20 protein-coding genes and 1 pseudogene are annotated in these 22306 nt (G+C 66.4%); 11 read left to right on the forward strand and 10 right to left on the reverse strand.

The genetic code is table 11. From position 1 onward, the window contains the following. Positions 1 to 104: 104 nt before the first annotated feature. The 3 genes from ACXAJT_RS18795 (at position 105) to choV (ending at position 2964) form a co-directional block, all read left to right on the forward strand. A complete protein-coding gene (locus ACXAJT_RS18795) occupies positions 105 to 1025 on the forward strand; it encodes a choline ABC transporter substrate-binding protein (protein ID WP_475237580.1) in 921 nt (306 codons plus the stop codon). Positions 1026 to 1108: 83 nt separating this feature from the next. Beyond that, positions 1109 to 1948, forward strand: a complete 840-nt coding sequence (gene choW, locus ACXAJT_RS18800; RefSeq protein WP_475237581.1) for a choline ABC transporter permease subunit — start codon at positions 1109 to 1111, stop codon at positions 1946 to 1948. Next, entirely contained in the window at positions 1945 to 2964 is a 1020-nt protein-coding gene (gene choV / locus ACXAJT_RS18805) for a choline ABC transporter ATP-binding protein (RefSeq protein WP_475237582.1), read from the forward strand. Before choW ends, choV begins: the two co-directional genes overlap by 4 nt. A gap of 103 nt (positions 2965 to 3067) precedes the next feature. Here choV and ACXAJT_RS18810 read toward each other — a convergent pair whose 3' ends face one another. From ACXAJT_RS18810 to ACXAJT_RS18830, 5 genes are all read right to left on the reverse strand, one after another. Then, positions 3068 to 3358, reverse strand: a complete 291-nt coding sequence (locus ACXAJT_RS18810; protein ID WP_475237583.1) for a hypothetical protein — start codon at positions 3356 to 3358, stop codon at positions 3068 to 3070. A gap of 95 nt (positions 3359 to 3453) precedes the next feature. After that, a complete protein-coding gene (locus ACXAJT_RS18815; RefSeq protein WP_475237584.1) occupies positions 3454 to 4071 on the reverse strand; it encodes an ABC-type transport auxiliary lipoprotein family protein in 618 nt (205 codons plus the stop codon). A gap of 4 nt (positions 4072 to 4075) precedes the next feature. Beyond that, a complete protein-coding gene (locus tag ACXAJT_RS18820; RefSeq protein ID WP_475237585.1) occupies positions 4076 to 5794 on the reverse strand; it encodes an MlaD family protein in 1719 nt (572 codons plus the stop codon). A gap of 2 nt (positions 5795 to 5796) precedes the next feature. Continuing rightward, the gene (locus ACXAJT_RS18825; RefSeq protein WP_475237586.1) at positions 5797 to 6609 is read right to left on the reverse strand and encodes an ABC transporter ATP-binding protein; all 813 of its coding nucleotides are present in this window, start codon (positions 6607 to 6609) and stop codon (positions 5797 to 5799) included. Continuing rightward, positions 6606 to 7742, reverse strand: coding sequence for an MlaE family lipid ABC transporter permease subunit (locus tag ACXAJT_RS18830; protein ID WP_475237587.1), 1137 nt, complete (start codon positions 7740 to 7742; stop codon positions 6606 to 6608). Before ACXAJT_RS18830 ends, ACXAJT_RS18825 begins: the two co-directional genes overlap by 4 nt. A gap of 302 nt (positions 7743 to 8044) precedes the next feature. On the opposite strand from ACXAJT_RS18830, the gene ACXAJT_RS18835 reads away from it, so the two are divergent. The 7 genes from ACXAJT_RS18835 (at position 8045) to ACXAJT_RS18865 (ending at position 15544) form a co-directional block, all read left to right on the forward strand. Beyond that, a complete protein-coding gene (locus tag ACXAJT_RS18835; protein WP_475237588.1) occupies positions 8045 to 8998 on the forward strand; it encodes a LacI family DNA-binding transcriptional regulator in 954 nt (317 codons plus the stop codon). A gap of 42 nt (positions 8999 to 9040) precedes the next feature. Further along, positions 9041 to 10057 (forward strand): ABC transporter substrate-binding protein, encoded by a 1017-nt coding sequence (locus ACXAJT_RS18840; RefSeq protein ID WP_475237589.1) that lies wholly within the window; start codon positions 9041 to 9043, stop codon positions 10055 to 10057. Between the two features lie 202 nt (positions 10058 to 10259). After that, positions 10260 to 11084 carry an ABC transporter permease gene (locus ACXAJT_RS18845; RefSeq protein WP_475237590.1) on the forward strand — a complete coding sequence of 275 codons (825 nt, stop codon included), beginning with the start codon at positions 10260 to 10262 and terminating at the stop codon, positions 11082 to 11084. Positions 11085 to 11088: 4 nt separating this feature from the next. Further along, a complete protein-coding gene (locus tag ACXAJT_RS18850) occupies positions 11089 to 11877 on the forward strand; it encodes an ABC transporter permease (RefSeq protein WP_475237591.1) in 789 nt (262 codons plus the stop codon). Beyond that, positions 11870 to 12883, forward strand: coding sequence for an ABC transporter ATP-binding protein (locus ACXAJT_RS18855; protein ID WP_475237592.1), 1014 nt, complete (start codon positions 11870 to 11872; stop codon positions 12881 to 12883). The genes ACXAJT_RS18850 and ACXAJT_RS18855 overlap by 8 nt, the downstream gene beginning before the upstream one ends. After that, positions 12880 to 13782, forward strand: a complete 903-nt coding sequence (locus ACXAJT_RS18860; protein ID WP_475237593.1) for a nucleoside hydrolase — start codon at positions 12880 to 12882, stop codon at positions 13780 to 13782. The genes ACXAJT_RS18855 and ACXAJT_RS18860 overlap by 4 nt, the downstream gene beginning before the upstream one ends. Continuing rightward, positions 13766 to 15544, forward strand: coding sequence for an adenine deaminase (locus tag ACXAJT_RS18865; RefSeq protein WP_475237594.1), 1779 nt, complete (start codon positions 13766 to 13768; stop codon positions 15542 to 15544). Before ACXAJT_RS18860 ends, ACXAJT_RS18865 begins: the two co-directional genes overlap by 17 nt. A gap of 352 nt (positions 15545 to 15896) precedes the next feature. On the opposite strand, the gene katG is transcribed toward ACXAJT_RS18865, so the two are convergent. Beyond that, on the reverse strand, positions 15897 to 18071 hold the full coding sequence (gene katG / locus ACXAJT_RS18870; protein WP_475237595.1) for a catalase/peroxidase HPI: 2175 nt from the start codon (positions 18069 to 18071) through the stop codon (positions 15897 to 15899). 209 nt (positions 18072 to 18280) lie between these two features. On the opposite strand from katG, the gene ACXAJT_RS18875 reads away from it, so the two are divergent. Then, positions 18281 to 19186 (forward strand): formate/nitrite transporter family protein, encoded by a 906-nt coding sequence (locus tag ACXAJT_RS18875; protein WP_475237596.1) that lies wholly within the window; start codon positions 18281 to 18283, stop codon positions 19184 to 19186. A 9-nt stretch (positions 19187 to 19195) separates the two neighbouring features. Here the strand turns inward: ACXAJT_RS18875 and ACXAJT_RS18880 are convergent, their stop codons facing one another. From ACXAJT_RS18880 to ACXAJT_RS18895, 4 genes and pseudogenes are all read right to left on the reverse strand, one after another. Then, entirely contained in the window at positions 19196 to 19837 is a 642-nt protein-coding gene (locus ACXAJT_RS18880; RefSeq protein WP_475237597.1) for a YitT family protein, read from the reverse strand. A gap of 131 nt (positions 19838 to 19968) precedes the next feature. Next, positions 19969 to 21201: an NAD(P)/FAD-dependent oxidoreductase gene (locus tag ACXAJT_RS18885; RefSeq protein ID WP_475237598.1), complete on the reverse strand. Its 1233-nt coding sequence runs from the start codon at positions 21199 to 21201 to the stop codon at positions 19969 to 19971. A gap of 182 nt (positions 21202 to 21383) precedes the next feature. After that, complete coding sequence (locus tag ACXAJT_RS18890; protein WP_475237599.1) at positions 21384 to 21809, reverse strand: YbaN family protein; 426 nt, start codon at positions 21807 to 21809, stop codon at positions 21384 to 21386. 102 nt (positions 21810 to 21911) lie between these two features. Continuing rightward, positions 21912 to 22306: pseudogene (locus ACXAJT_RS18895) on the reverse strand (IS5-like element ISRssp5 family transposase); the annotation flags it as partial.

Consider the following 22306-nt stretch of genomic DNA (forward strand, 5'->3'; position numbering starts at 1 on the left):
GGTCTCCGCCGGATTGCTGGTTGCTTTTCTCAGATACCTCGGTATTAATTGACTCGTCAATCAATAACTCAGACTTCATCAAGCTAACCTCCAAAGGGGACCCTATGAAACTCGTACTGACCACCTCCGCTCTCGCTCTTTGCGCAACCGCCGCCGCTGCAGATTGCTCCAAAGTCAGGTTCTCGGACGTGGGCTGGACGGACATCACAGCGACCACCGCCGCCACCTCTACCGTGCTGAAAGCATTGGGATATGACACCGAAACGAGCCTGCTTTCGGTGCCGGTGACCTATGTTTCGCTGGAGCAGGGCGACATGGACGTTTTCCTCGGCAACTGGATGCCGACGATGGAAGGCGACATCGCGCCCTACCGCGAGGCCGGAACCGTCGACACGGTGCGGGCGAATCTCGAAGGTGCCAAATACACGCTGGCGACAAACGCCGCCGGTGCGGAGCTTGGTATCGAGAGTTTTGGCGACATCGCCGAGCACGCCGACGCGCTCGACGAAACGATCTACGGGATCGAGCCCGGCAATGACGGCAACCGACTGATTATGGATATGATCGAGGCCAACGCCTTCGGCCTCGAGGAATTCGACGTTCGCGAAAGCTCGGAGCAGGGCATGCTGAGCCAGGTCGACCGTCTGACCGACCGCGACGAGCCGGTGGTTTTCCTCGGCTGGGAACCGCACCCGATGAACGCCAACTTCGACCTGACCTACCTGTCGGGCGGTGATGATTGGTTCGGCCCGAACTACGGCGGCGCTACGGTCTATACCAACACCCGCGCCGGTTATGTCGAGGAATGCCCCAACGTTGGCCAACTGCTGACCAACCTCGCGTTCACCCTCGAGATGGAAAACGAGATCATGGGCGCGATCCTCAACGATGGCGAAGAGGCCGAGGACGCGGCGACCGCATGGCTCAGCGCCAACCCCGAAATCCTTGACGGCTGGCTCGAGGGGGTGACCACTGTGGAAGGTGAACCGGGTCTTCCTGCGGTGAAATCCGCACTGGGCCTCTGATCCGAGGTGTGCGCTCGGCGTCTCCGCGACCGCGCGGGGGCGCCTGCCTCCCTCCCGAACTCTCTTAGACAAGGAGTGCCGCCTTGGACTGGCTGACCTCGTATAAAATTCCCGTCGGCGATTTCGCGGCCGCCATCTTCGAAGGCATCCGCGACCACGCCGAAGGCTTTCTCGATCTGCTTTCCGTCGTTCTGGAAGCGATGATCGATGGTATTCTCTGGGTGCTGCAAGAGCCCCACCCGTTCATCATCATCGCTGTCTTCGTCGCCTTCGCATGGGCGATGCAGCGCAGCTGGAAAATTTGCGCCTTCATCGCGCTCGGCTTTGTGTTCATCCTCAACCAAGGCTACTGGGAAGAAACCACCGAGAGCCTGACGCTGGTGCTGTCGGCCTGCGTGGTCTGCATGGCCATCGGTGTGCCGGTGGGGATCGCCGCGGCGCATCGACCTCGGCTCTACGCGGTGCTGCGCCCGGTGCTCGACCTGATGCAGACGCTGCCGACCTTCGTCTACCTGATCCCGGCGATCGTGTTTTTCGGCATCGGCATGGTGCCGGGCCTTATCGCCACGGTGATCTTCGTGCTGCCCGCGCCGATCCGCCTAACCCAGCTGGGCGTCTCCTCGACCCCCGAGCGTCTGACCGAGGCGGTGCGCGCCTTTGGCGGCACCGACCGCGACGTGCTGTTCAAGGCCGAGCTGCCCTATGCGCTGCCGCAGATCATGGCGGGCCTCAACCAGACCATCATGCTGGCGCTGTCGATGGTGGTGATCGCCGCCCTCGTGGGCGCGGACGGGCTTGGCGTGCCGGTGGTGCGCGCGCTCAACCAAGTGAACACCTCGCTGGGCTTCGAAAGCGGGCTGGTGATCGTGGTGGTTGCCATCCTTCTGGACCGCATGCTCAACTTCGGAGGCGACAAGAAATGACCACGGCTGTCAAAATCGACAATGTCTCCATCGTCTTCGGCGACGAGCCTGACACGGCGCTGCCACTGATGGACGAGGGGCTGGACCGCGCCACGATCCAAGAGCGGACCGGTCAGGTGCTGGGCGTGCACGATTGCAACCTCGACGTTCAGGAAGGCGAGATCCTCGTGCTGATGGGCCTGTCGGGCTCGGGCAAGTCGACGCTTCTGCGCGGCGTCAACGGGCTCAACCCGGTGGTGCGCGGCGGGGTGCACGTGCGTGAGGGCGATGCGCTGGTCAACGTGACCGAGGCCGCTCCGACCGACCTGCGCCGCATCCGCCGCGAGCGCGTCGCCATGGTGTTCCAGCAATTTGGTCTGCTGCCTTGGCGCTCGGTTGCCGAGAACGTCGGGCTGGGGCTCGAACTGGGCGGTATGGGAAAGGCCGATCGCCGTAAGAAGGTGCTTGAACAGCTTGAACTCGTAGGGCTTTCCGACTGGGCTGACAACAAGGTCGGCGAGCTATCGGGGGGCATGCAGCAGCGCGTCGGCCTTGCGCGCGCCTTTGCCACCGAAGCGCCGATCCTGCTGATGGACGAGCCCTTCTCGGCGCTCGACCCGCTCATTCGCACCAAGCTGCAGGACGAACTTCTAGAGCTACAGGCCAAGCTCAAGCGCACGATCATCTTCGTGAGCCACGATCTCGACGAAGCGTTCAAGATCGGCAACCGCATCGCGATCATGGAAGGGGGCCGTATCGTGCAGTGCGGCACGCCGAACGAGATCGCGGGCGATCCGGCGAACGATTACGTCGAAGAGTTCGTGGCGCACTCCAACCCGCTCAGCTTCCTGCGGGCCAAGGACGTGATGCAACCCGTCGAAGGCACAGCAGATGTCGAAGTCGACGAAGAGACCCCGGTGCTCGATTTCGCCGCGGCGATGACCGAGCGCAACGCGCCCGTGGCGGTGACCCGCGGCGGCGTGCGCGTCGGGCTGGTGACACCGGCAACGCTGCTGGAGCGGCTGGTGACACAGTAAGCTGGTGACACAGTAAAATGTGAGCGGACCACTTGACCGAAAACGGGAGGTGCCTGAAACGGCGCCTCCCTTTTTCTTTGCGCCGCAGCACCTCAGCGCCCTGTCAGCCTCCGGGACGGAACATCAGCAGAACCCGCGTCCGCGATCGCGCCTGCCGGCCCTCGCGCTCTTTCAGCACCTGCCGACGCGCCAGAAGCAGCGTTTCCAGCGCCTTCTGCCGCGCATTGTAGAGCTGGCGCACTTTTGAGCCACGGTTGCCGATATGCACGAACATGTGCTGCCGCGCGCTTGGCACCAGCTCTGCCACGCGGCGCTGCGCAAGGCGAAACGCCTCGTCCGCCTCGAACCAGGCCTGATAGGATTTCAATAGAAGTCGTCGTGATGCGGTTGCCATGCCTCTCCTCCCAAGGAATGCAGCGGTCCCGACAGACTCAAAGTATAGCGCGGCAAGGCTGGGCTGTCAGCCCGGCGCAGCGTCGCAGGAGCGGCTCAGACGCCGCCGCGCGTGGTGCCGACCACCCATGGCAGCACTTCGGCCAGTATGCGCGAGCTGCCCCGGTCGAAGGCGGCGACCAAGGTTTCGGTCTCGGTGTTCGCGGCGGGCTCTGTCACTTCGAAGACCTGCGATGCGACGACCGAGGCATCGCGCTCGCGGACCAGACGCAGCATGATGCGGATGCGCACCCCGGCGCCGCCCTCGAATCCCTGCGCTTGAAAGTCGGTCAGCTCGCCCAGCAGTGCGTAGTCTGCTTGCGTGCCCAGCGGGGCGCGCCCGACCGATGCAAAGGCGCCAGTTTCCGAAAGGCTGCGCACCAGCAGCGTCTGCAGCATCGCCGGTGCCTCGTCCGACCAGCGCACCTCGGGCAGATATTGGGCCTGCAGCGGGGCCGGGCGGATCATGATCCTCTCGGTCGACAGCGCGCCGCTTGCAATCGGCGTCTCGACAACCAGTTCGCCGCGGCCGCGCGCGCTGCTCCGTTCGATCGGCGGGGTCTGCAACTCGTAGATTTCCAGCGGCGTCGAGGCGTCGTCCAGCGCGGCGATGGCACCGCAGCCAGAGAGGCCGAGGGCAAGCAGGAGCATGGGAATGCTGGATCGCAGGGGCATGGGTCTACCTTCGGTATTCTGGGGCGCGCTGGTCGAGGAAGAAGCGGCTCGGGTCGCGGCGGATCTGGGTGGTCAGCGCGTCGAGGTTGTCGATCAGGGCGCGCGCCTCGGCGGCGAGACGCCCAAACTGGGGCAGGGCGGTGGCGGTGAAATCGCGCAGCGCCGGGCGCGCGTCGCTCACCGTGCCCTCAAGCCCAGAGAAGGCCGACGCCGCCGAGCGGCTGGCGCTGCGCAGTTCGCTGGTGATCTCGGGGATCTCTCCGGCGACGGTGCCGATCGCGCTTTCCAGCCCGGACAGGGTGTCGCGCAGCTGTGCGGTGATCTGCCCGACCTCGTCGCGGATCACCCGGTCGGCGCCATCGAAGGCGCGTTCGGCGGCAACCAGCGCCCGGTCGCCCGTTTCGAGCGTGCCGTTGATCGCCGAGAGGGTGTCGTTGGCGTTGGCAAAGGTGGTGCGGGCGGCCTCGAGCGTCGTCGCGGCGTCTTGCGCCAGCCCGTCAAGCTGCCCGGAGGCCGAGGTCAGATCGGCCCCCACCGTGTCGATGGTCTGCGCCGCCGAGCGGGTGGCGCTGCGGATGTCCTCGAAGATGGCGGTCAGATCGCCGCCGGCGGTCTGGCCAAAGTCGCGGATGACCGAGGTGGCCTCTGCGGTGGCCGTGCGCAGCTCGGCAATCAGCGCGCTGGCATCATCCGCCAGCAACCCGTCGAGCCGCTGCGCCGCGCCATCCACGCTGCGCGAGGTCTGCGTCAGATCGGCGACCAGCGCGTCGATCGAGGCCAGCGTCTGCTGCGCCTCGGTCAGACGCTGGGTCGCGTTTTCGCCGGTGGTGGTGAACGTCCCGGCCAGCGCCTCGGCGCGCGCGCTGAGCGCGGCGAAGCGGGTCTCGATGTCGGCAACCGAGCGCTGCACCTGATCGGTCGCGGGCCCGAGCCGCGTGGTGATGTAGTCCTCGGCGGTCTGCACCGCGCCAGAGCCCTGCGACACCAGCCCGCGCGCTTCCTCCGACAGCGCTTCGACCGAGCGGATGGCGTTACTGGCGTCCTGAAGCGTGGTGCCGGCGTCGCGGCTCAGCGTGTCGATGCTCGCGGTGATGGTCTCGATCCCGTCGGCGAACCCGTTCACCGAGTCCGCCACCGAAGAGATCGCGTCGAGCGTGTTGGTCAGATCCGCCGAGGCACTCTCGACGTTCTCGAGAATGCGCCGCACCTGCGCCTGCGTCTCACCGCCGATCAGTGCCCGCATCTCGCGCACAAGCTCCAGCGTTTCCGACAGGATCTCGGGGCCCTCTTCGGTCAGCGACTGCAACGCCGACTGGCCGGCCTGAATCTTTGGCACCGTATCTTCGGATTGCTCGGACAGCAGCCGCGCGCCGGGGCTGCCGCTGGTGATGCCGACATAGGCGACGCCGGTCACGCCCTGCGCCTCGATCGTCGCCACAGAATTGCTGCGCACCGGCGTGCCGTCGGCCACCTCGACCCGCACCCGCACAGAGCCGTCGCCCTCGGGCGAGAGACCAAGGCTGACGACCTGTCCCACCGGCAAGCCGGAAAAACGCACGTCGGACGCGATGCTCAGGCCGGAGACGGACGGATAGTCGATGTCGTAATAGTCGAACTGCTTGTCGAGCTCGACGTTGGCGAACCACAGCAGGAACCCCAACAGGCCGATAAAGCCCGCGATGGCGAAAGCGCCGACAAGAACGTAGTTGGCCCGCGTTTCCATGGTCAGTCAGCCCCGGTTGCCTGCCCGTCGCCGCCCGTGGGCTGCGCCGCGGCCTGCGCGAGACGGGCCCGCGGTCCGGTGAAATACTCCTGCACCCAAGGGTGATCGACCTCCAGCATCTCGTCCAGCGTGCCGGTGACAAGGACGCGTCGCTCGGCAAGGACCGCGATACGGTCGCAGGTTGCATAGAGCGTGTCGAGGTCATGGGTGACGAGAAAGACGGTAAGTCCCAGCGCTGTGGTAAGATTGTTGATCAGCTGATCGAAGGCCGCGGCGCCGATCGGGTCGAGCCCGGCGGTCGGCTCATCGAGAAACACGATCTCGGGATCGAGCGCCAGCGCCCGCGCCAGCCCCGCGCGCTTGCGCATGCCGCCTGACAACTCCGAGGGGGTGGCATCGCCCGCGCGATACGGCAGGCCGACCATCGACACCTTCAGATCGGCCAGTGCGCGGCGCAGCGGGGCGGTCAGCCCCGGGATCCGGTGCAAAGGCACCTCGACGTTCTCGCGCACGGTCAGCGAGGAAAACAGTGCCCCGTCCTGAAACATCACGCCCCAACGGTCATCCAGTTTCTCGCGCTCTGCGGCGCTGGCGGTCCGCACCTCGGTACCAAAGGCCTCGATCTGGCCAGCGGCGGGCGTCTCCAATCCGGTGATGGCGCGCAGCAGCACCGACTTGCCTGTGCCCGAGCCGCCGACCACGCCCAGCACCTCGCCGCGGTAGACATCCAGATCAAGGTCTTCGTGCACCACATGCGTGCCGAACTGCGTGCGCAGGCCGCGCACCCGGATCACGGTGTCACGTGGCGCGCTCACAGGCCCAGCTCCGCGAAGAAGACAGAGAACAGCGCATCGGCGACGATCACCGCGAAGATGGCTGTCACCACCGCGCTGGAGGTCATGCGGCCGAGCGATTCCGCGTCGCCTTTCACTTGCATGCCCGCGTGGCAGCCCACCACGCCGATGATCACCGCAAAGACCGGCGCTTTCACCAGACCGACGATCACATGAGACACATCGGTGCCCTCGATCAGCCGGGTGCGGAACATCGAGGGAGAGATCCCCAGCTCGATCCAAGACATCAGCGCGCCGCCGAACAGCCCCATGATGTCGGCGACCAATCCAAGGATCGGCAGCATCAGCAGCAGCGCGAGGATGCGGGGCACAAACAGCACGGTCACCGGGTCGAGCCCGAGCGTGCGCATCGCATCGATCTCCTGCCGCATCTTCATCGAGCCGATGGCGGCGGTGAACGCCGAGGCGGTGCGCCCCGCGACGATGATCGCGGTCAGCAGAATGCCTAGCTCGCGCAGCACCGATATGGCGATGAGATCGACGACAAAGACCTCGGCGCCGAATTGCCGCAACTGGCTGGCCCCCTGAAAGGCCAGAACCACGCCGATCAGGAAGGCCATCAGCGACACGATGGGCACGGCGCGCAGACCGACATCGTCGCAATGGGCGACCAGCGAGGTGAAGCGAAACTCGCGCGGATGGGTCACCACGCGCAGCAGCCCGGCGAGGAACAGACCAAGGTAGGCCAGCAGCCCGCGCAGAAAGCCAAAGCTGCCGATCACCCGCTTGCCGGTGGCCTCGAGGAAAGCCTTGGGGCCGCGCGGTGCCTGTGGCGGGGCATCGGGTTGCGGCATGGCGCGGCGGACAGTGTCCAGCAGCAGGGCAACCTCGTCGCTGGCGCCGTCATACTGCACCCGCGCGCCCGTCGCCGCCACGCGCTGTTCAAACGCGATCAGCGCCCAAGCGCCCGCCGTGTCGATGCGGGTGACCTCATCCAGCCCAAGCCGCACATCGCCAACCGGCGCATGCCCGGCGGCGCCGGACAGTCGCGCATCAAGCTCGGCCACCTCTCGCACGGTCAGCGGCCCGGCCAGGGCGATGCGCCCGTCCTTGACTGATTCTGTGTGCTGAACCTGCACCTGCTCGGCGCTCATGAGCGGGCCTCCTTCCGGCCTATGCCGCTCATTTTGAAAGGCTTTGCCGGATAGTGCCAGCGCAATTCATCGTGCTCGTGGGGACCTGTTGCCGCGTTGGCGCATGCTTGGGGCGTTGAAGGGCACCACCGAGATGGCGCGGTGCGAGGCTTCTGGCACAGCCGAAGTACACGTTTGAGTGGAGCCGCCGCATGATTTTTGAGCACTTACAGGGTGCACAGGAAGTCGACGTGGTTAATCGATTAATTAGCCGTTGACCGTCGCTTTATGCCCTGATTAATCGTTTTACCAACGAGGACATCATGGCCAGCATCAAGCAGATCGCACAGGATATCGGCGTGTCGACCGCCACGGTTTCGAATGCGCTCTCCGGCAAGGGGAGGGTGTCGAAAGATCTGGTGGATCGTATCCGCAGCCGCGCCGCCGAGCTTGGCTATCAGCCGAGCAGCGCCGCGCGGGCCCTGAAAACCGGACAAAGTGGTATCCTTGGGCTTGTCATGCCCGATCTGACCAACCCGCTGTTTCCGCGTATCGCGCAGAACCTCTCGATCGCCGCTGAGGCACGGGGGCTGGGAATCCTCATCGCCGATTCTCGCGGCAGCGAGGCACGGCAGGCCGAGGCGCTGCAACGGCTCGTCGGTCGCGGTGTCGACGGGGTGGTGATCGTGCCGCAAAAAGGCACGTCGCCCGAGGTGACCGGCCTGCCATCGGTGACCATCAACACCGTGTCGGACCAGCGCAACACCGTTTCAGCCGACCATGCGGGCGGCGGCGCGCTCGTCGGGCGGCACATGCGCGATCTTGGCCACCGCCATGTGGTGCTGCTGGGCGGCGATGCCGTGTCGGACGTGCAGCAAGACCGCATGCGCGGCATGATCGAAGGATTGGGCGCTGCGGCGCAGGTCGCCACCGTCTGGGGCGAGCAGGGGCTTTCAGCGTTGCCGAAGCATGTCACGCAGGGCGCCACGGCTATTCTGGCCACCTCCGACCTTCTGGCGCTCGGCGCGCTTTCGCATCTTGCGCGCGCGGGCCTGTCGGTGCCGCATGATGTCAGCCTGACCGGCTTTGACGATCTGCCCATCGCCCCGGCGATGCACCCGGCGCTGACCACGACGTCGCAGGATATGAAGACCATCGCCGAGCACGCGCTGCAGGTGCTGACCGGCATGATCGCAGGAGAGGCGGCCCCGACGCGCGGCCACACAGTGCCGATGCAACTGGTGCCGCGCGCCTCGACCGCGCCGCCGCGCGCGTAACGACCAGCAACTTACGTTCCCGACCAACACGGAGTGACTGCCATGAAGACCACGCTTTCCATCCTCGCACTCGCCAGCGCGCTCGGCACTGCGGCGCAGGCCCAAGACAAGACGCTGACCATCTCGGTCTATTCCTTCGCTCAGGACGAGTACAAAGAAGCGCTCTACGATCCCTTCGAGGAAATCTGCGGCTGCGATCTGGTTGTCGAGACCGGCAACAGCGTCGAACGCATGGCGAAGATCGAAGCCAACGCCGCCAACCCGGTGATCGACATGGCCGTCATCTCGACGCAGGACGCACTTGCCCTTGCGCGTAAGGACCTGATCCAGCCGCTCGACACCGCCAAGCTCGACAGCTTTGACAAGCTCTACGAAAGCGCCAAGGACCCGATCGGCGACAATATGGCCGTCGGATACACATTCTACGCGAGCTCCATCGTCTATCGCTCTGATCTGGTGGACATCCAAAGCTGGGGCGATCTGCTCGGCGGGGATCTGGCCGGTCAGGTTGCGCTGCCGAACATCACCGGCACGCAGGGCCCGCTGACGGTGATGATGCTGGGCAAGTCGATGGATCAGGAAGGCGACCTCGCGCCGGTGATCTCGGAGATCGGCGCGCACGCCGATGACATCGTGACCTTCTACTCGCGCTCGTCGGAGCTGGTGCAGCTGATGAACCAGCAAGAAGTCATCGCGGCCCCGGTTGGCCGCTTCGCATGGGGCAGCTTCAAGAACGCAGGCCTGCCCTTCGCCTGGGCCGAGCCGGCAGAAGGTCAGGCCGGCGGCATGAACGTCATGGTGATGACCAAAGACAACGGCAACGAGGACCTGGCCTACCAGTTCATGGATTACTGGCTGTCCACCGAAGTGCAGACGAAGATCGGCGAAATGCTGATCGACAGCCCGGCCAACAAGGAAGTCGAGCTGAGCGAAGAGGCCGCAGGCAACCTCACCTATGGCGCCGATGTCATTGAATCGCTGAACATCCTGCCCGCCGCCGAAGTGCTCGACAAGCGCGAGGGCTGGGTCGAGCAGTGGAACACCGAGGTGATCCAGTAACCACATCGCCGGGGGCACCCTCCCTCCCTTGCAGCCCCCGCGAACGGCCATGGACGCCACTTGTTTCCCGGCGTCCATGGCCCCCGAACCCCCTGATCGCCTGCGGCCCCGGTGGACCCGGTGGTCCCATGCGATCCGGTCGCTCCGCCCGCGGGCCGAGCGCAGTCCGACCCACCGCCTCAGAGAGAGGGGAACACGCCTCATGTTTCGCAACACCCGAGAGGGGCTGGCTCTGGCGCTTCCAGCGGCCATCTTCTCGACGCTCCTGTTCCTTGTGCCGGTGGGCATCTTGCTGTCGGAAGCTTTCCGCGGCGACGGCGCCGGCTGGTCGCTGCAGGGCTACATCGATTTCTTCTCGACCCCGCTGAACCGTACGGTCTTTCTGCGCACGCTGAAGCTGGGCGTGCTGGTGGCGGGCACGGCGGCGGTGATCGGCTACGCCGCGGCTTTCTGCATCGTCAACCTTGGCCCCAAGTCGCGCGGCAAGGTCTTTGGCATGGTGGTGCTGCCGCTGATGATCTCGCCCGTGGCCCGGACCTACGCATGGATCGTGATCCTTGGCCGCACCGGCATCGTCAACGAGACGATCACCGGGCTTGGCCTCTCGGACACGCCGCTGCGGCTGCTGTTCACCGAGACCGCCGTGTTCCTTGGCCTGCTGCAACTGTTCCTGCCGCTGATGATCATCAGCCTTGTTTCGGCGATGGAGAACATCCCGCGCGACGTGATCCCCGCCGCCCGCGTTCTGGGCGCCAGCTGGCTGTCGGTCTTCTTCAAGGTGATCCTGCCGCTGACCAAGGAAGGGCTCGTCATCGGCGGCACACTGGTCTTCACCGGCGCGCTCACCGCCTATATCACCCCGGCGATCCTTGGCGGCTCCAAGGTGCTGATGCTGGAAACGCTGCTCTACCAGCGGGTCAATGTGTCGAACGATTTCGTCTCGGCCAGCGTCATCGCCATGATCCTCATCGTCATGTCCTTCTCGGCGAACCTGCTGCTGAAGCGCATCGCCACCGCCCGGAGCTGACCTCATGAACACCTCCATGCGCCATCTCGCCAACTGGTCGATCCTCGGCCTGACGCTCACCTTCCTGATCGGGCCGTTCCTGATCATCATCCTCGCCGGGGCCTCGGACACCGAATACCTCGCCTTCCCGCCCGAGGGGCTGACCCTGCGCTGGTATCTCAAGGTCTTCACCGTCGAGAGCTTCCGCGCCTCTTTCCTGCTGTCGATGGCACTGGCGGTCTTCGGCACGCTGGCGGCGCTGCTGCTTGGTGTGCCAGCGGCCTATGCGCTGAACCGCTACGACCTGCCGATGGCCGAAACCGTGCGCACCATCGTCGCAGCCCCGATCATCGTGCCCGGCATCATCGTCGGCCTCGCGCTGCTGCGCTACATGGTCGTGCCCACCGGCGTCACCGTCACGCTGGCGCTCTTCATGGCGCACACCGCGCTGGTGCTGCCCTATGCGGTGCGCGTGGTCTCCTCGTCCATGCACAATCTACGTGCCGACATGGAAGAGGCGGCGGTGCTGCTGGGCTGTTCGCGCCTGCAGGCCTTCACCAAGGTGGTGCTGCCGAACATCCGCGGCGGGGTGCTCGCCGCCTTCATCCTCGGCTTTGTCACCTCCTTCAATCAGGTGCCGGTCTCGCTGTTCCTGTCGGGCCCCGGGGTCCGCACCCTGCCCATCGACATGCTCGCCTACATGGAGATCACCTTCGATCCCTCCGTCGCCGCGCTCTCGGCGCTTCTCGCCTTCATGTCGCTCGCCATCGTCTTCACCGCCGAACGCCTGCTGGGATTTTCTCGCTATGTCTGACGCCTTCGTCCAACTCTCCGACCTCACCCTCAGCTACGGCAAGTCGGTCGCCGTACCGAACCTCGACCTGTCGATCCGTGAGGGTGAGTTGATCGCGCTGCTCGGGCCGTCGGGCTGCGGTAAGACCACCACCATGCGGGCCATCGCCGGTCTGCTGTCGCCGACCGGCGGCAGCATCACCATCGACGGGCGAGACGTGACCCGCGTGCCCGCCAACAAGCGCGGCATCGGACTGGTGTTTCAAAGCTACGCGCTGTTCCCGCATCTCACCGCCTATGAGAACGTCGCCTTCGGCCTGCGCCTGCAGAAGCTTCCCGAAGCCGAGATCAAGGCGCGCACCGAGGAAGGGCTGGCCACCGTCGGCCTCACCGGTTTTGAGAAGCGCAAACCCGCCGAGATGTCGGGCGGTCAGCAGCAGCGCGTGGCGCTGGCGCGCAGCCTCGTGATGCGGCCGAAGGTGCTGCTGCTCGACGAGCCGCTGTCGAACCTCGACGCACGGCTGCGTCTCGAGATGCGGACCGAACTGCAGCGGGTGCAAAAAGAGACCGGCATCACCATGGTCTTTGTCACACACGATCAGGCCGAGGCGCTGGCGCTGGCCGACCGTATCGTGCTGATGAGGGACGGCAAGATCGAGCAGCTTGGCACACCGTCGGACCTCTACGCGCGGCCCGAAAGCGCGTTTGCCGCGGAATTCATGGGGTTCGAGAACATCTTTAAGGTTGAAGAGGGGGCGCTGACCTCCGCTCAGGGGCGTTTGCCGCTCAGCGACAGCACCGACAGCGCGATCCTTGCATGGCGTCCCGACGCGGTGACCGTGGGCACAGGCCCGCATCAGGGCCGGGTCGCCGCCTGCAGCTTTGCCGGCGCCCACCGCGAATATGTCATCGACAGCGCCATCGGCCCGATCAAGGCGGACGCCGCGATTGATCTGCCGGAGGTCCCGCTGGGCGAGACCATTGCCTTCGACCTGCCGCTCTCGACCGCGCGGGGCCTCGCGGCATGAGCCTCTGGGTCGACACCGATTACGGCTTTGATGACCTCTGGGCTATGCTGGTTCTGCGGCGCTACGGGGTGTCCGTGGAGGGCATTTCGCTGGTCGCCGGAAACGCGCCGCTGCCGGAGGTCATCCGCAATGCGCTCGGCGCCGCGCAGGCCTACGGGCTGGACGCGCCGCTGCATGCGGGGGCCGATCAGCCGCTGAAACGCGAGGCCGAAACCGCGCAAGCCATTCTAGGCGAGCGGGGCATGGAAAGCCGGGGCCGCTTTCTGCCCGATGTGGACGGGCCGCAGCCGCCCGACGATGCCGTGGATGCGCTGGCCAACTGGCTGATGCAGGACGGCCCGCGCGAGGTGCTTGCGCTGGGGCCGCTGACCAATATCGCACTGCTTGTGCAGCAGCACCCGCAGGCCGCCGCGCGCATCACCCGGCTGGTCTGGATGGGCGGCAGCAACGGGCCGGGCAACCATTCGCCGCTGGCCGAGTTCAACGCGCTGTGCGACCCCGAGGCGGCAGATGTGGTGGCGCATGCCGGCCTGCCGCTCGACGTGATCGACCTGATGATCTGCCGTCAGGCGCGGTTCGGCCCGGCGGAGATGCCGCAGACCGATCCGCTGACCGCCGATCTGCTGGGCGGCTACCTCGATATCGGTCTCAGCCGGGGACGCGATGGCATGGCGATCTATGACCCGGTGGCAGCGCTGGCGCTTGTTCGCCCCGACGCCTTCACCTTCGAGCCGCAGAGCCTGACTGTGTCGGTGAGCGAGGGCGAAACCTACGGCGCGACCCGCTTCAGCCCCGACCCGGCGGGGCGCACCCGCCTGCCGACGGCCCCGCGCGAGGACATCGCGCGTCTCTGCCTCGATGCGCTGCGTACGGAGGCCGCCGATGAGCTTTCCCGCTGATCTCAACGACCCTGAACTGCGCGCCCGCGCGGTGCGCGCGGCGCGCGGCGAGGCGCCTTTCGATCTGCTGGTCGAGGGCGGCGAGTTGCTCGACATGGTCACCGGGCGAACCCGCCGGGCGGATATCGGCATCACCGGCCCGCTGATCGCCAGCGTGCACGCGCCCGACCCGGGCCGCCCCGCCGAGGCGCGGATCAGCGCCCATGGGCAGACCATCGTGCCGGGGTTCATCGACAGCCATATGCATGTGGAAAGCTCGATGATCACCCCGGCGGACTACGCCTCCGCCGTGGTGCCGCGCGGCGTAACCACCGCGCTGTGGGACCCGCATGAGCTGGCCAATGTGGTCGGCGAGGCGGGGCTCGAACACGCCTGCGCCTCGGTCGCGGGCCTGCCGCTGCGGCTCTTGCCGCTGGTGCCGACCTGCGTGCCTTCGGCCCCGGGGTTCGAGGCCAGCGGCGGCGACTTCACCCCCGAGACCGTGGCCCGCTGGCTGGCGCGTCCAGACACCCATGGCGCGGCCGAGCTGATGACCATGCAGCCGCTGCTGGAGGGCGATCCGCGCGTGGCGGGCATCGTTCAGGCCGGGCTGCAAAGCGGCAAGCGTGTCTGCGGCCATGCGCGCGGTCTGACCGGGGGCGATCTTGCGGGATTTGCCACTGCCGGTGTTGAAACCGACCACGAACTGACCGGTGCCGCCGACCTCATGGCCAAGCTCGAGGCGGGGTTCACCATCGAACTGCGCGGCTCGCACCCGCATCTGCTGCCGGAACTGGCCGAGGCGTTGCTGAAGCTTGGCGAACTGCCACAGACGGTGACACTCTGCACCGATGACATCTTCCCCGATGATCTGGCCTCCAAGGGCGGTCTCGACGGGGTGATCCGGCTGCTGATCTCCTGCGGTCTGCCGCCGCTGTGGGCTTATCGCGCCGCCACGCTGAATGCGGCGAGCCGTATTGGGCGGCCTGATCTGGGGCTTGTGGCGCCCGGGCGTCGCGCCGATCTGGTGCTGCTGTCGGATGTTGCCGAGGTGAAAGCGCGCGCGGTGATCGCCGACGGGCGGCTGGTGGCAGACCGCGGCGAGCTGGTCGCGCCGCCCGCCGCCGCGCCTGTGCCCGCGCCGCTTTACCAGACGATGCGGCTTGGCCCGATCGCCGCGCAGGATTTCGAGATCTCTGCCCGCGGACCGCGGGCACGTATCGCGACGCTGTCAAAGCCGCGCTTCCCGGTCTGGGGCGAGCGAACGGTGGAGGTGGCCGACGGACGGCTCGTGCTGCCGGACGACATGATCCGCATGGCGATCATCAACCGTCATGGCGCGGCGACACCGATGCGCACGGCGTTCCTTGAAAACTGGGGCAGTTGGCGCGGTGCCTTCGCCAGCAGCGTTTCGCATGACAGCCACAACCTCACGGTCTTTGGCCGTGACCCCGCGGACATGGCCGCCGCGGCCAACGCGGTGCGCGCGGCCGGCGGCGGGCTTGCGGTCGCGGCGAAGGGCAGGGTGCTGAAGTGCCTGCCGCTGCCGGTGGCCGGGTTGATCAGCGAGGAGCCGCTGGCCGCGATGGCCCGCGACTTTGCCGCGCTGCGCGCCACGCTCGACGGGCTGGTGACATGGCAGCCGCCTTATCTGGTGTTCAAGGCGCTGTTTGGCGCGTCTCTGGTATGCAACGCCGGTCCGCGGCTCAGCGACATGGGGCTGGTCGAGGTGTTCGAGGGCACGGTGCTGGAAAGCTGTGTGCTTGAAGACGGAGTGGCCTGAACCACGGGGCCGCACCAGCGCGTGAAGCGCCGCGCGCTTCGGACCGGGCAAAGGCCTGACGGTCGTTGAGCAGCGCCGCGGGCACTTTCTGCCGTGTATGGGGAAGCCTGCCGGCAACCCCGCGCCCGGTTTCGGGACCAATGGTGCCCGGAATCCCGGAGCCTGGCGGCAGCGCGGCGCCCCCGCGCGGAAATCAGGCGGGGAAGAACTTCGGTGGGGGGCGGCAATCGGCAAGGCGTTTGGCGGCCGCCGTCGTCCGCAGTGCCGCCGATCCCGCCGTGCATCTGCGCGGAAAAGCAAAAAAGCCCGCACCCCAAAGAGGTGCGGGCCGTTCTTTACGCGGGTTCCGAGATCACTTCAGGTCAAAACGGTCGGCGTTCATCACCTTGGTCCATGCCGCCACGAAGGCCGGCAGGAAGGCTTCGGCGCCATCGTCCTGCGCGTAGATCTCGGCATAGGCGCGCAGGATCGAGTTGGAACCGAAGACCAGATCCACCCGCGTCGCCGTCCACTTGGTCTCGCCGGTCTTGCGATCGCGGATCTCGTAGAGATCCTTGCCCACCGGAACCCACGAATAGGCCATGTCGGTGAGGTTGACGAAGAAGTCGGTGGTCAGCGCCCCGGCCCGGTCGGTGAACACGCCATGCGCGGTGCCGCCGTGGTTGGTGCCCATCGCCCGCATGCCGCCCATCAGCACGGTCATCTCGTTGGCGGTGAGGCCCATCAACTGCGCCCGGTCGAGCAGCATTTCCTCTGCCGAGACCACGTAGTCCTGCTTTTGCCAGTTGCGGAAGCCGTCTGCGAGCGGCTCGAGCGGATCGAAGCTTTCGGCGTCGGTCATCTCGTCACTCGCGTCGCCGCGGCCCGGCTCGAACGGCACCGCAATGTCGTGGCCCGCGGCCTTGGCGGCCAGTTCCACGCCGACGTTGCCCGCCAGCACGATGGTGTCCGCAAGGCTCGCCCCGGCGGCGGTGGCCAGCGGCTCGAGCACGCTCAGCACCCGCGCCAGACGCTCCGGCTCGTTGCCGGCCCAGTCCTTCTGCGGCGCGAGACGGATGCGCGCGCCATTGGCGCCGCCGCGCATGTCAGAGCCGCGGTAGGTGCGGGCGCTGTCCCATGCGGTGGAGACGAGGTCGGCCACGCTCAGGCCGCTCTCGGCGATCTTCGCCTTGAGGCCACCGATGTCGTAGTTGGTTGTCCCCGCGGGGACAGGATCCTGCCAGATCAGGTCTTCGGCGGGCACATCGGGGCCGACGTAGCGGGCTTTCGGGCCCATGTCGCGGTGCGTCAGCTTGAACCATGCGCGGGCGAAGGTATCCGCGAAATAGTTCGGGTCGGCCATGAACTTCTGGCAGATGGCGTTGTAGACCGGGTCGACCTTCATCGCCATGTCGGCATCGGTCATCATCGGCATGCATTTGATCGAAGCGTCTTCCACGTCGACCGGCATGTCCTCGTCGTTGATCTCGACGGGCTTGTACTGCCAAGCGCCTGCGGGCGACTTGGTCAGTTCCCACTCATGGCCGAAGAGCATCTCGAAGTAACCCATGTCCCATTGGGTCGGGTTCTTCGTCCACGCGCCCTCGATGCCCGACACCACGGTGTCACGGCCGATGCCGCGGCCCTTGGTGTTCATCCAGCCCATGCCTTGCGCGGTCACATCGGCGGCTTCGGGATCGGCGGAGAGGTCGTCGGCGTTGCCGTTGCCGTGCGACTTGCCGATGGTGTGGCCTCCGGCGGTGAGCGCGGCGGTTTCCTCATCGTTCATCGCCATGCGGGCGAAGGTCTCGCGCAGGTGTGCGGCGGTCTTCACCGGGTCCGGCTGGCCGTTGACACCTTCAGGGTTCACGTAGATCAGGCCCATCTGCACCGCAGCCAGCGGGTTCTCCATGGTCGAGGGATCGGCCACGTCGTCATAGCGGTTGTCGGAGGCGGCGAGCCATTCCTTCTCGGCGCCCCAGTAGACGTCTTTCTCGGGGTGCCAGATGTCTTCGCGGCCAAAGGCGAAGCCGAAGGTTTTCAGCCCGGCGACCTCATAGGCGATGGTGCCCGACAGGATCATCAGGTCGGCCCAGCTGATCTTGTTGCCGTATTTCTTTTTGATCGGCCACAGCAGGCGGCGGCCCTTGTCGGTGTTGACGTTGTCGGGCCAGCTGTTCAGCGGGGCAAAGCGCTGGTTGCCGGTGCCGCCGCCACCGCGGCCATCGGCGAGACGATAGGAGCCTGCCGCGTGCCATGCCACGCGGGCGAACATGCCGACATAGCTGCCCCAATCGGCGGGCCACCAGTCCTGACTGTCCTTCATCAGCGCGCGCAGGTCGTCCTTGAGTGCCTCGACGTCCAGCTTCTTGAGCTCTTCGCGGTAGTTGAAAGCCGGCGCGAAGGGCGTCGTCTTGCTGTCGTGCTGATGCAGAATGTCGAGGTTCAAAGCATTCGGCCACCAGTCGGTCACCGAGGTGGCCGTCGAGGTCTGACCGCCGTGCATCACCGGGCAGCCGCCCGTGGGTTTCACATCATTTCCGTCCATTGTTGGCTCCGACATTCGCTGCGTTTCGTGATTGCGCGGCACTGTTGCCACCGCATGCGAATGGTCTACATATGGTCGCCAATAAAAAGAAATCGTAACTTTTTCACTTTGCAATAATCTTGAGTTATCAAATTGGGCGATTTTGGTGCCGGATCCGGCCCTGTCTGAGATCCGAAGGAACCCTTTCGAAGCCCGGCGGTTGCCCATGTATGCATGACTTTGAACGCCCCTCCCGCACGTCTTCGGCCCAAAATGAGACCCTTAACCGACGCGCCGAGGAGCGGTCCGTATACAGCGCCTCCCGGCTGTCGGCGCGCCTCATCTATGAGGTGGTCCGACGCGACGGTGAAGAAGAATTGAACCGCCCGTCGATTTCGCTGATCTGGTCGGGCCTCGCGGCGGGCATTCTGATCAGCCTGTCGGTGATCGCGCAGGCCGTGCTCAAAACCCATCTGCCCGAGGCCGAGTGGACCATTCTGGTCGAAAGCCTCGGCTACTCGCTGGGCTTTATCGTGGTGATCTATGGCCGAATGCAGCTGTTCACCGAAAACACCATCACCACCGTTATGCCGGTGGTGGCGCAGCGCTCGGCCACCTGTCTGCGCAAGATGTTGCGGCTCTGGACCATCGTCCTGGCGGCCAATGTGGCAGGGGCCACGGTCGCCTCGGCGTTTCTGCTGTTGCCGGGGGTCGTCTCGCCCGAGCTTGCCGACAGCTTGCTTGCCGTCGCGCGTCACGCCGTCGAGGGCACGGCCTCGGGCAACTTCTTCCGGGCGCTTCCGGCCGGTGTGCTGATCGCCGCGCTGGTCTGGGTGATGCCCGGCGCGCGCGGCGAGTCGCTGGTGATCGTGCTGGCGATGACGTGGCTGCTGGCGGCGGCAGGTTTTGCGCATGTGATCGCGGGCACTGTCGAGGCCGCTCTGTTGGTCTGGCACAGCGAGATCAGCGTCGGCCATGCGCTCTTCAGGTTCTTCCTGCCGGTGCTTGCGGGCAACGTGGCGGGCGGCACCGCGATCTTCACCCTGGTCACATGGGGGCAGGTGAAGAACGAGGTCGCGCACGCCGAAGACGATGATCAGCAGGCGAAGGTGCCGAGCGGAGCGCCGCAGGCCTGAGCGTAGGCCTTACGCCTCGGGGCCGGGCTTTGCGGTCGGTACCCGCTGGTCGGGGGAGGCGCCGCTTTGGTGGATGCGGAAGTTCCACGCGATCACTGCGTTGAGCACCGCCGCCCCGAGCGCCGAATAAAGGATCAGATCAAGCGGCAACACAAACAGCGCCACGCCAAAGATCACGGCATCAAAGCACATCTGAAACCAGCCGGTGCGGAACCCGGTACGCTCCTCGACGATCAGCGCCAGCACGCCCAGACCGCCCGCCGAGGCGTTGTGCCGGAAGAGCGCGATCAGCCCGGCCCCTGCCGTGGCCCCCGCAAGGATCGCCGCTAGCAGCGGCGGTAGGCTGTCGAAGCTGATGAACCGCTCCAGCAGCGGGGTGGTCACCGAGATGCCGACCACGGCGATCAATGTACGCAGGGTAAAGACCTTGCCGCGCCGCTTCCAGGACAGCCACAGAAACGGCAGGCTGACGAGGAAGAAGATCACCCCGAAATCCAGCGGCAGCAGGTAGCTCAGCAGCACCGACGCGCCGGCGGTCTGGCCGGTTATCAGGCCGCAGGCCTTGAGGAAGACAACGCCGAGGCTGGCCATGAGGATGCCGAAGGCAAGGCCCTGCGCATCATAGAGCGAGATCGGGGAACGGAGTTTCATCGGGCGACGTCCGGCTGTCGGGATACGGGGATGCGCGCCTCTTGCCCCCCTTTGCGCTGCATCGCAAGCCGCAGATCGGCACGCAGGCGGGATTACCGTCTCTGCCGTCGCGTCCGTGCGGGAAACTGGCGCTACATGCGCCGTCCGGGCGACAGTGCGCGGGTGAGATCGTCGTCTTCTCCATCCAGCGCGGCCGCAAGCACTTCGGCGGTTGTCGGCCCCAGAGTGAAACCCTGATGCCCATGCCCGAAATGAAACCACAGCCGTGCATGACGCGGGGCAGCGCCGACCATCGGCAGCATGTCGGGCATGCAGGGCCGCGTGCCGGACCATTGCGGCTCTGTCACGCGCGGGCCAATTTGCAGCATATCTGCCAGTGCCGTTTTCCCGCGATCCAGCTGGCGCAGGTCGGCGGGGGCATCGTGGGCCACCAGCGCGGCGCCGGTGGCGATGCGCAGCCCGGCCTGCATTGGCGAGGCCACCACACCGTTGTCCATATCGACGATCGGGCGGCGCGGGGTCTGATCGGTCTGGAAATGGCCGTGATAGCCGCGCTTTAGCACCATCGGAATGCGATAGCCGAAGCGGCGCAGGAGTTGCGGCGCCCATGGGCCGAGCGCCACCACCGCGTGCTCGGCGCGCGCCGGGCCTGCCTCGGTCTCGACCCGCCAGCCGGGGCCGTCTTGCGCAAGGCTTTCGGCGGTGCCGGTCAGCAGTCGACCACCGCGCCGCTGGAAAAGCGCGGCGTAGCCCGCGACCAGCCCTCCGGGCGAGCTGCAACTCCAGCTATCGCTCCAGACCAGCACGCCGGCGGGATCGGTCTGGAGCGCGGGGTCCTCGCGCCGGTAGGCGGCGCCGTCCATGGTGCGGAAACGCGGGCCGAACCGCGCTGCGATGCGCTCTGCATCCGCGGCATCGCGTTCAAAGGCGCGCGGGTCGCGGTAGATTTGGGCCATGCCGTCGCGGGCGATCAGGTTGCCGCAGCCAGAGGCCTCGATCAGCGGCGCGTGGTCCTGTGCGGCGCGGCTGGTCAGCCGGGCATAGGTCTGCGACAACACCGCGTGCCGGGCCGGAGCGGAATTGCGGAAATACGACCAGAGCGCCGGGGCCATCCCGGCAAGACCGCGCAGCGACCACGTCAGATCGTTGCTGCGCCCGGTCATCATGGCGAGGATCACGCGCGGATCGCGCGGCATGGCGTAGGGTTCGGCGGCCTCGGTCTGGATTACGCCGGCGTTGCCGAAGGAGGTCTCGCGGCCCGGCGCGCTGCGGTCGAGCAGCAGCACGTCATGGCCCCGCGCCTGCAGCGCCAGTGCCGAGGACACGCCGACCATCCCTGCGCCAAGCACCAGAATTTCCGCCATTGTCCTGCTCCCCCTTCGAAAATTGGCTGCCGCCGATCTGCCGCAAGCTGTAGCGCGCGGGCGGTCTTGGGAAAAGCGCTGGCGGAGCGGCATCGCGCTTCCATGGCACGCTGGGCACGGTTCACGTGACATGCGTGGCGCGAAACCGGGCAAGGCAAAAGGAAAGGGCAGGGCGCGATGGTTCAGGCGCGGGGACGCCGCCCCGGTCCATTCGGTCGGCTGAGCACGAAGACCGCCGCGCCGCCCATGCAGACGGCTTGGATCAGCAACACCCGGCCCGGCAGCTGAAGATAGACGCTCAGCAGCAATGCGGCGCTCATCATGCCCACGGCCATCGCCTTGTGACGCGGCGCGATGGCGCCATTGGCGCGCCAATCGGCGATCATCGGGCCGAAGCGCGGATGCGTTTGAAGATAGGCGTGAAGCCGCGGCGAACTGCGCGAGAAGGCAAAGGCGGCGAGGAGCACCAACGGCGTGGTCGGCAGCACCGGCAGCACGATGCCGATGATCCCCGTCAGCAAGGCCACACCGCCCAGCATGAGCCAGAACAGCCGCAGACCGCCGGTGGCGGTGGGGCGCAGGTGCGGATCGGGGTCGGGCTTGGTCATCATGGTGCTGCTTGCAGAACGGCTGCGGGGGGATCAATGCCTAAGATAGGCGTTGTTGGACAAATCAGCTGGTGAGCGCAGTCCCCCTTTCCCCAGACACCCCTATCCTGCGGCCACGGTCATCGGGATGCCGAGAGCCGTGAAGCGGTTCATGACCGCCGCGCGGATCTGGACCTCTGCCACTTGGCGGTCGAAGTCCCGTGACATCAGCCGCTGGCCGAGCTGCTTCACGCAGTTCATTTTCGTTTCGACCCGGCTGCGGCGGTGGTACCCGCTCCAGTTCCGCCAAAGCGCCCTGCCCAGGTGCTTTGACGCCCGCAGGATTTCGTTGCGCGCCCGGGCTCCGGCAGTGTCCGGCTTCCATGGCCTCGCGGTCCGCCTCGGAGGAATGACCGCTGCCGCGTCGCGGGCGGCGATGGCATCGTGGCAGGCGCGCGTGTCGTAGGCGCCGTCGGCCGTCACCGTGGCGATCTCCTCCTCCGCCGGAATCTGGGCGA

The sequence above is a fragment of the Salipiger sp. ABF4_146 genome (genome assembly GCF_056161345.1).

What these genes read in the sequence shown, in the direction of transcription:
- ACXAJT_RS18840 (WP_475237589.1), top strand. Translation starts at nt 9,041, where the DNA reads ATGAAGACCACGCTTTCCATCCTCGCACTCGCCAGCGCGCTCGGCACT.
- ACXAJT_RS18885 (WP_475237598.1), bottom strand. Translation starts at nt 21,201, where the DNA reads ATGGCGGAAATTCTGGTGCTTGGCGCAGGGATGGTCGGCGTGTCCTCG.
- ACXAJT_RS18850 (WP_475237591.1), top strand. Translation starts at nt 11,089, where the DNA reads ATGAACACCTCCATGCGCCATCTCGCCAACTGGTCGATCCTCGGCCTG.
- ACXAJT_RS18820 (WP_475237585.1), bottom strand. Translation starts at nt 5,794, where the DNA reads ATGGAAACGCGGGCCAACTACGTTCTTGTCGGCGCTTTCGCCATCGCG.
- ACXAJT_RS18865 (WP_475237594.1), top strand. Translation starts at nt 13,766, where the DNA reads ATGAGCTTTCCCGCTGATCTCAACGACCCTGAACTGCGCGCCCGCGCG.
- ACXAJT_RS18855 (WP_475237592.1), top strand. Translation starts at nt 11,870, where the DNA reads ATGTCTGACGCCTTCGTCCAACTCTCCGACCTCACCCTCAGCTACGGC.
- ACXAJT_RS18810 (WP_475237583.1), bottom strand. Translation starts at nt 3,358, where the DNA reads ATGGCAACCGCATCACGACGACTTCTATTGAAATCCTATCAGGCCTGG.
- ACXAJT_RS18875 (WP_475237596.1), top strand. Translation starts at nt 18,281, where the DNA reads ATGCATGACTTTGAACGCCCCTCCCGCACGTCTTCGGCCCAAAATGAG.
- ACXAJT_RS18845 (WP_475237590.1), top strand. Translation starts at nt 10,260, where the DNA reads ATGTTTCGCAACACCCGAGAGGGGCTGGCTCTGGCGCTTCCAGCGGCC.
- choV (WP_475237582.1), top strand. Translation starts at nt 1,945, where the DNA reads ATGACCACGGCTGTCAAAATCGACAATGTCTCCATCGTCTTCGGCGAC.
- ACXAJT_RS18795 (WP_475237580.1), top strand. Translation starts at nt 105, where the DNA reads ATGAAACTCGTACTGACCACCTCCGCTCTCGCTCTTTGCGCAACCGCC.
- ACXAJT_RS18890 (WP_475237599.1), bottom strand. Translation starts at nt 21,809, where the DNA reads ATGACCAAGCCCGACCCCGATCCGCACCTGCGCCCCACCGCCACCGGC.
- ACXAJT_RS18835 (WP_475237588.1), top strand. Translation starts at nt 8,045, where the DNA reads ATGGCCAGCATCAAGCAGATCGCACAGGATATCGGCGTGTCGACCGCC.
- ACXAJT_RS18815 (WP_475237584.1), bottom strand. Translation starts at nt 4,071, where the DNA reads ATGCCCCTGCGATCCAGCATTCCCATGCTCCTGCTTGCCCTCGGCCTC.
- ACXAJT_RS18830 (WP_475237587.1), bottom strand. Translation starts at nt 7,742, where the DNA reads ATGAGCGCCGAGCAGGTGCAGGTTCAGCACACAGAATCAGTCAAGGAC.
- ACXAJT_RS18880 (WP_475237597.1), bottom strand. Translation starts at nt 19,837, where the DNA reads ATGAAACTCCGTTCCCCGATCTCGCTCTATGATGCGCAGGGCCTTGCC.
- ACXAJT_RS18860 (WP_475237593.1), top strand. Translation starts at nt 12,880, where the DNA reads ATGAGCCTCTGGGTCGACACCGATTACGGCTTTGATGACCTCTGGGCT.
- katG (WP_475237595.1), bottom strand. Translation starts at nt 18,071, where the DNA reads ATGGACGGAAATGATGTGAAACCCACGGGCGGCTGCCCGGTGATGCAC.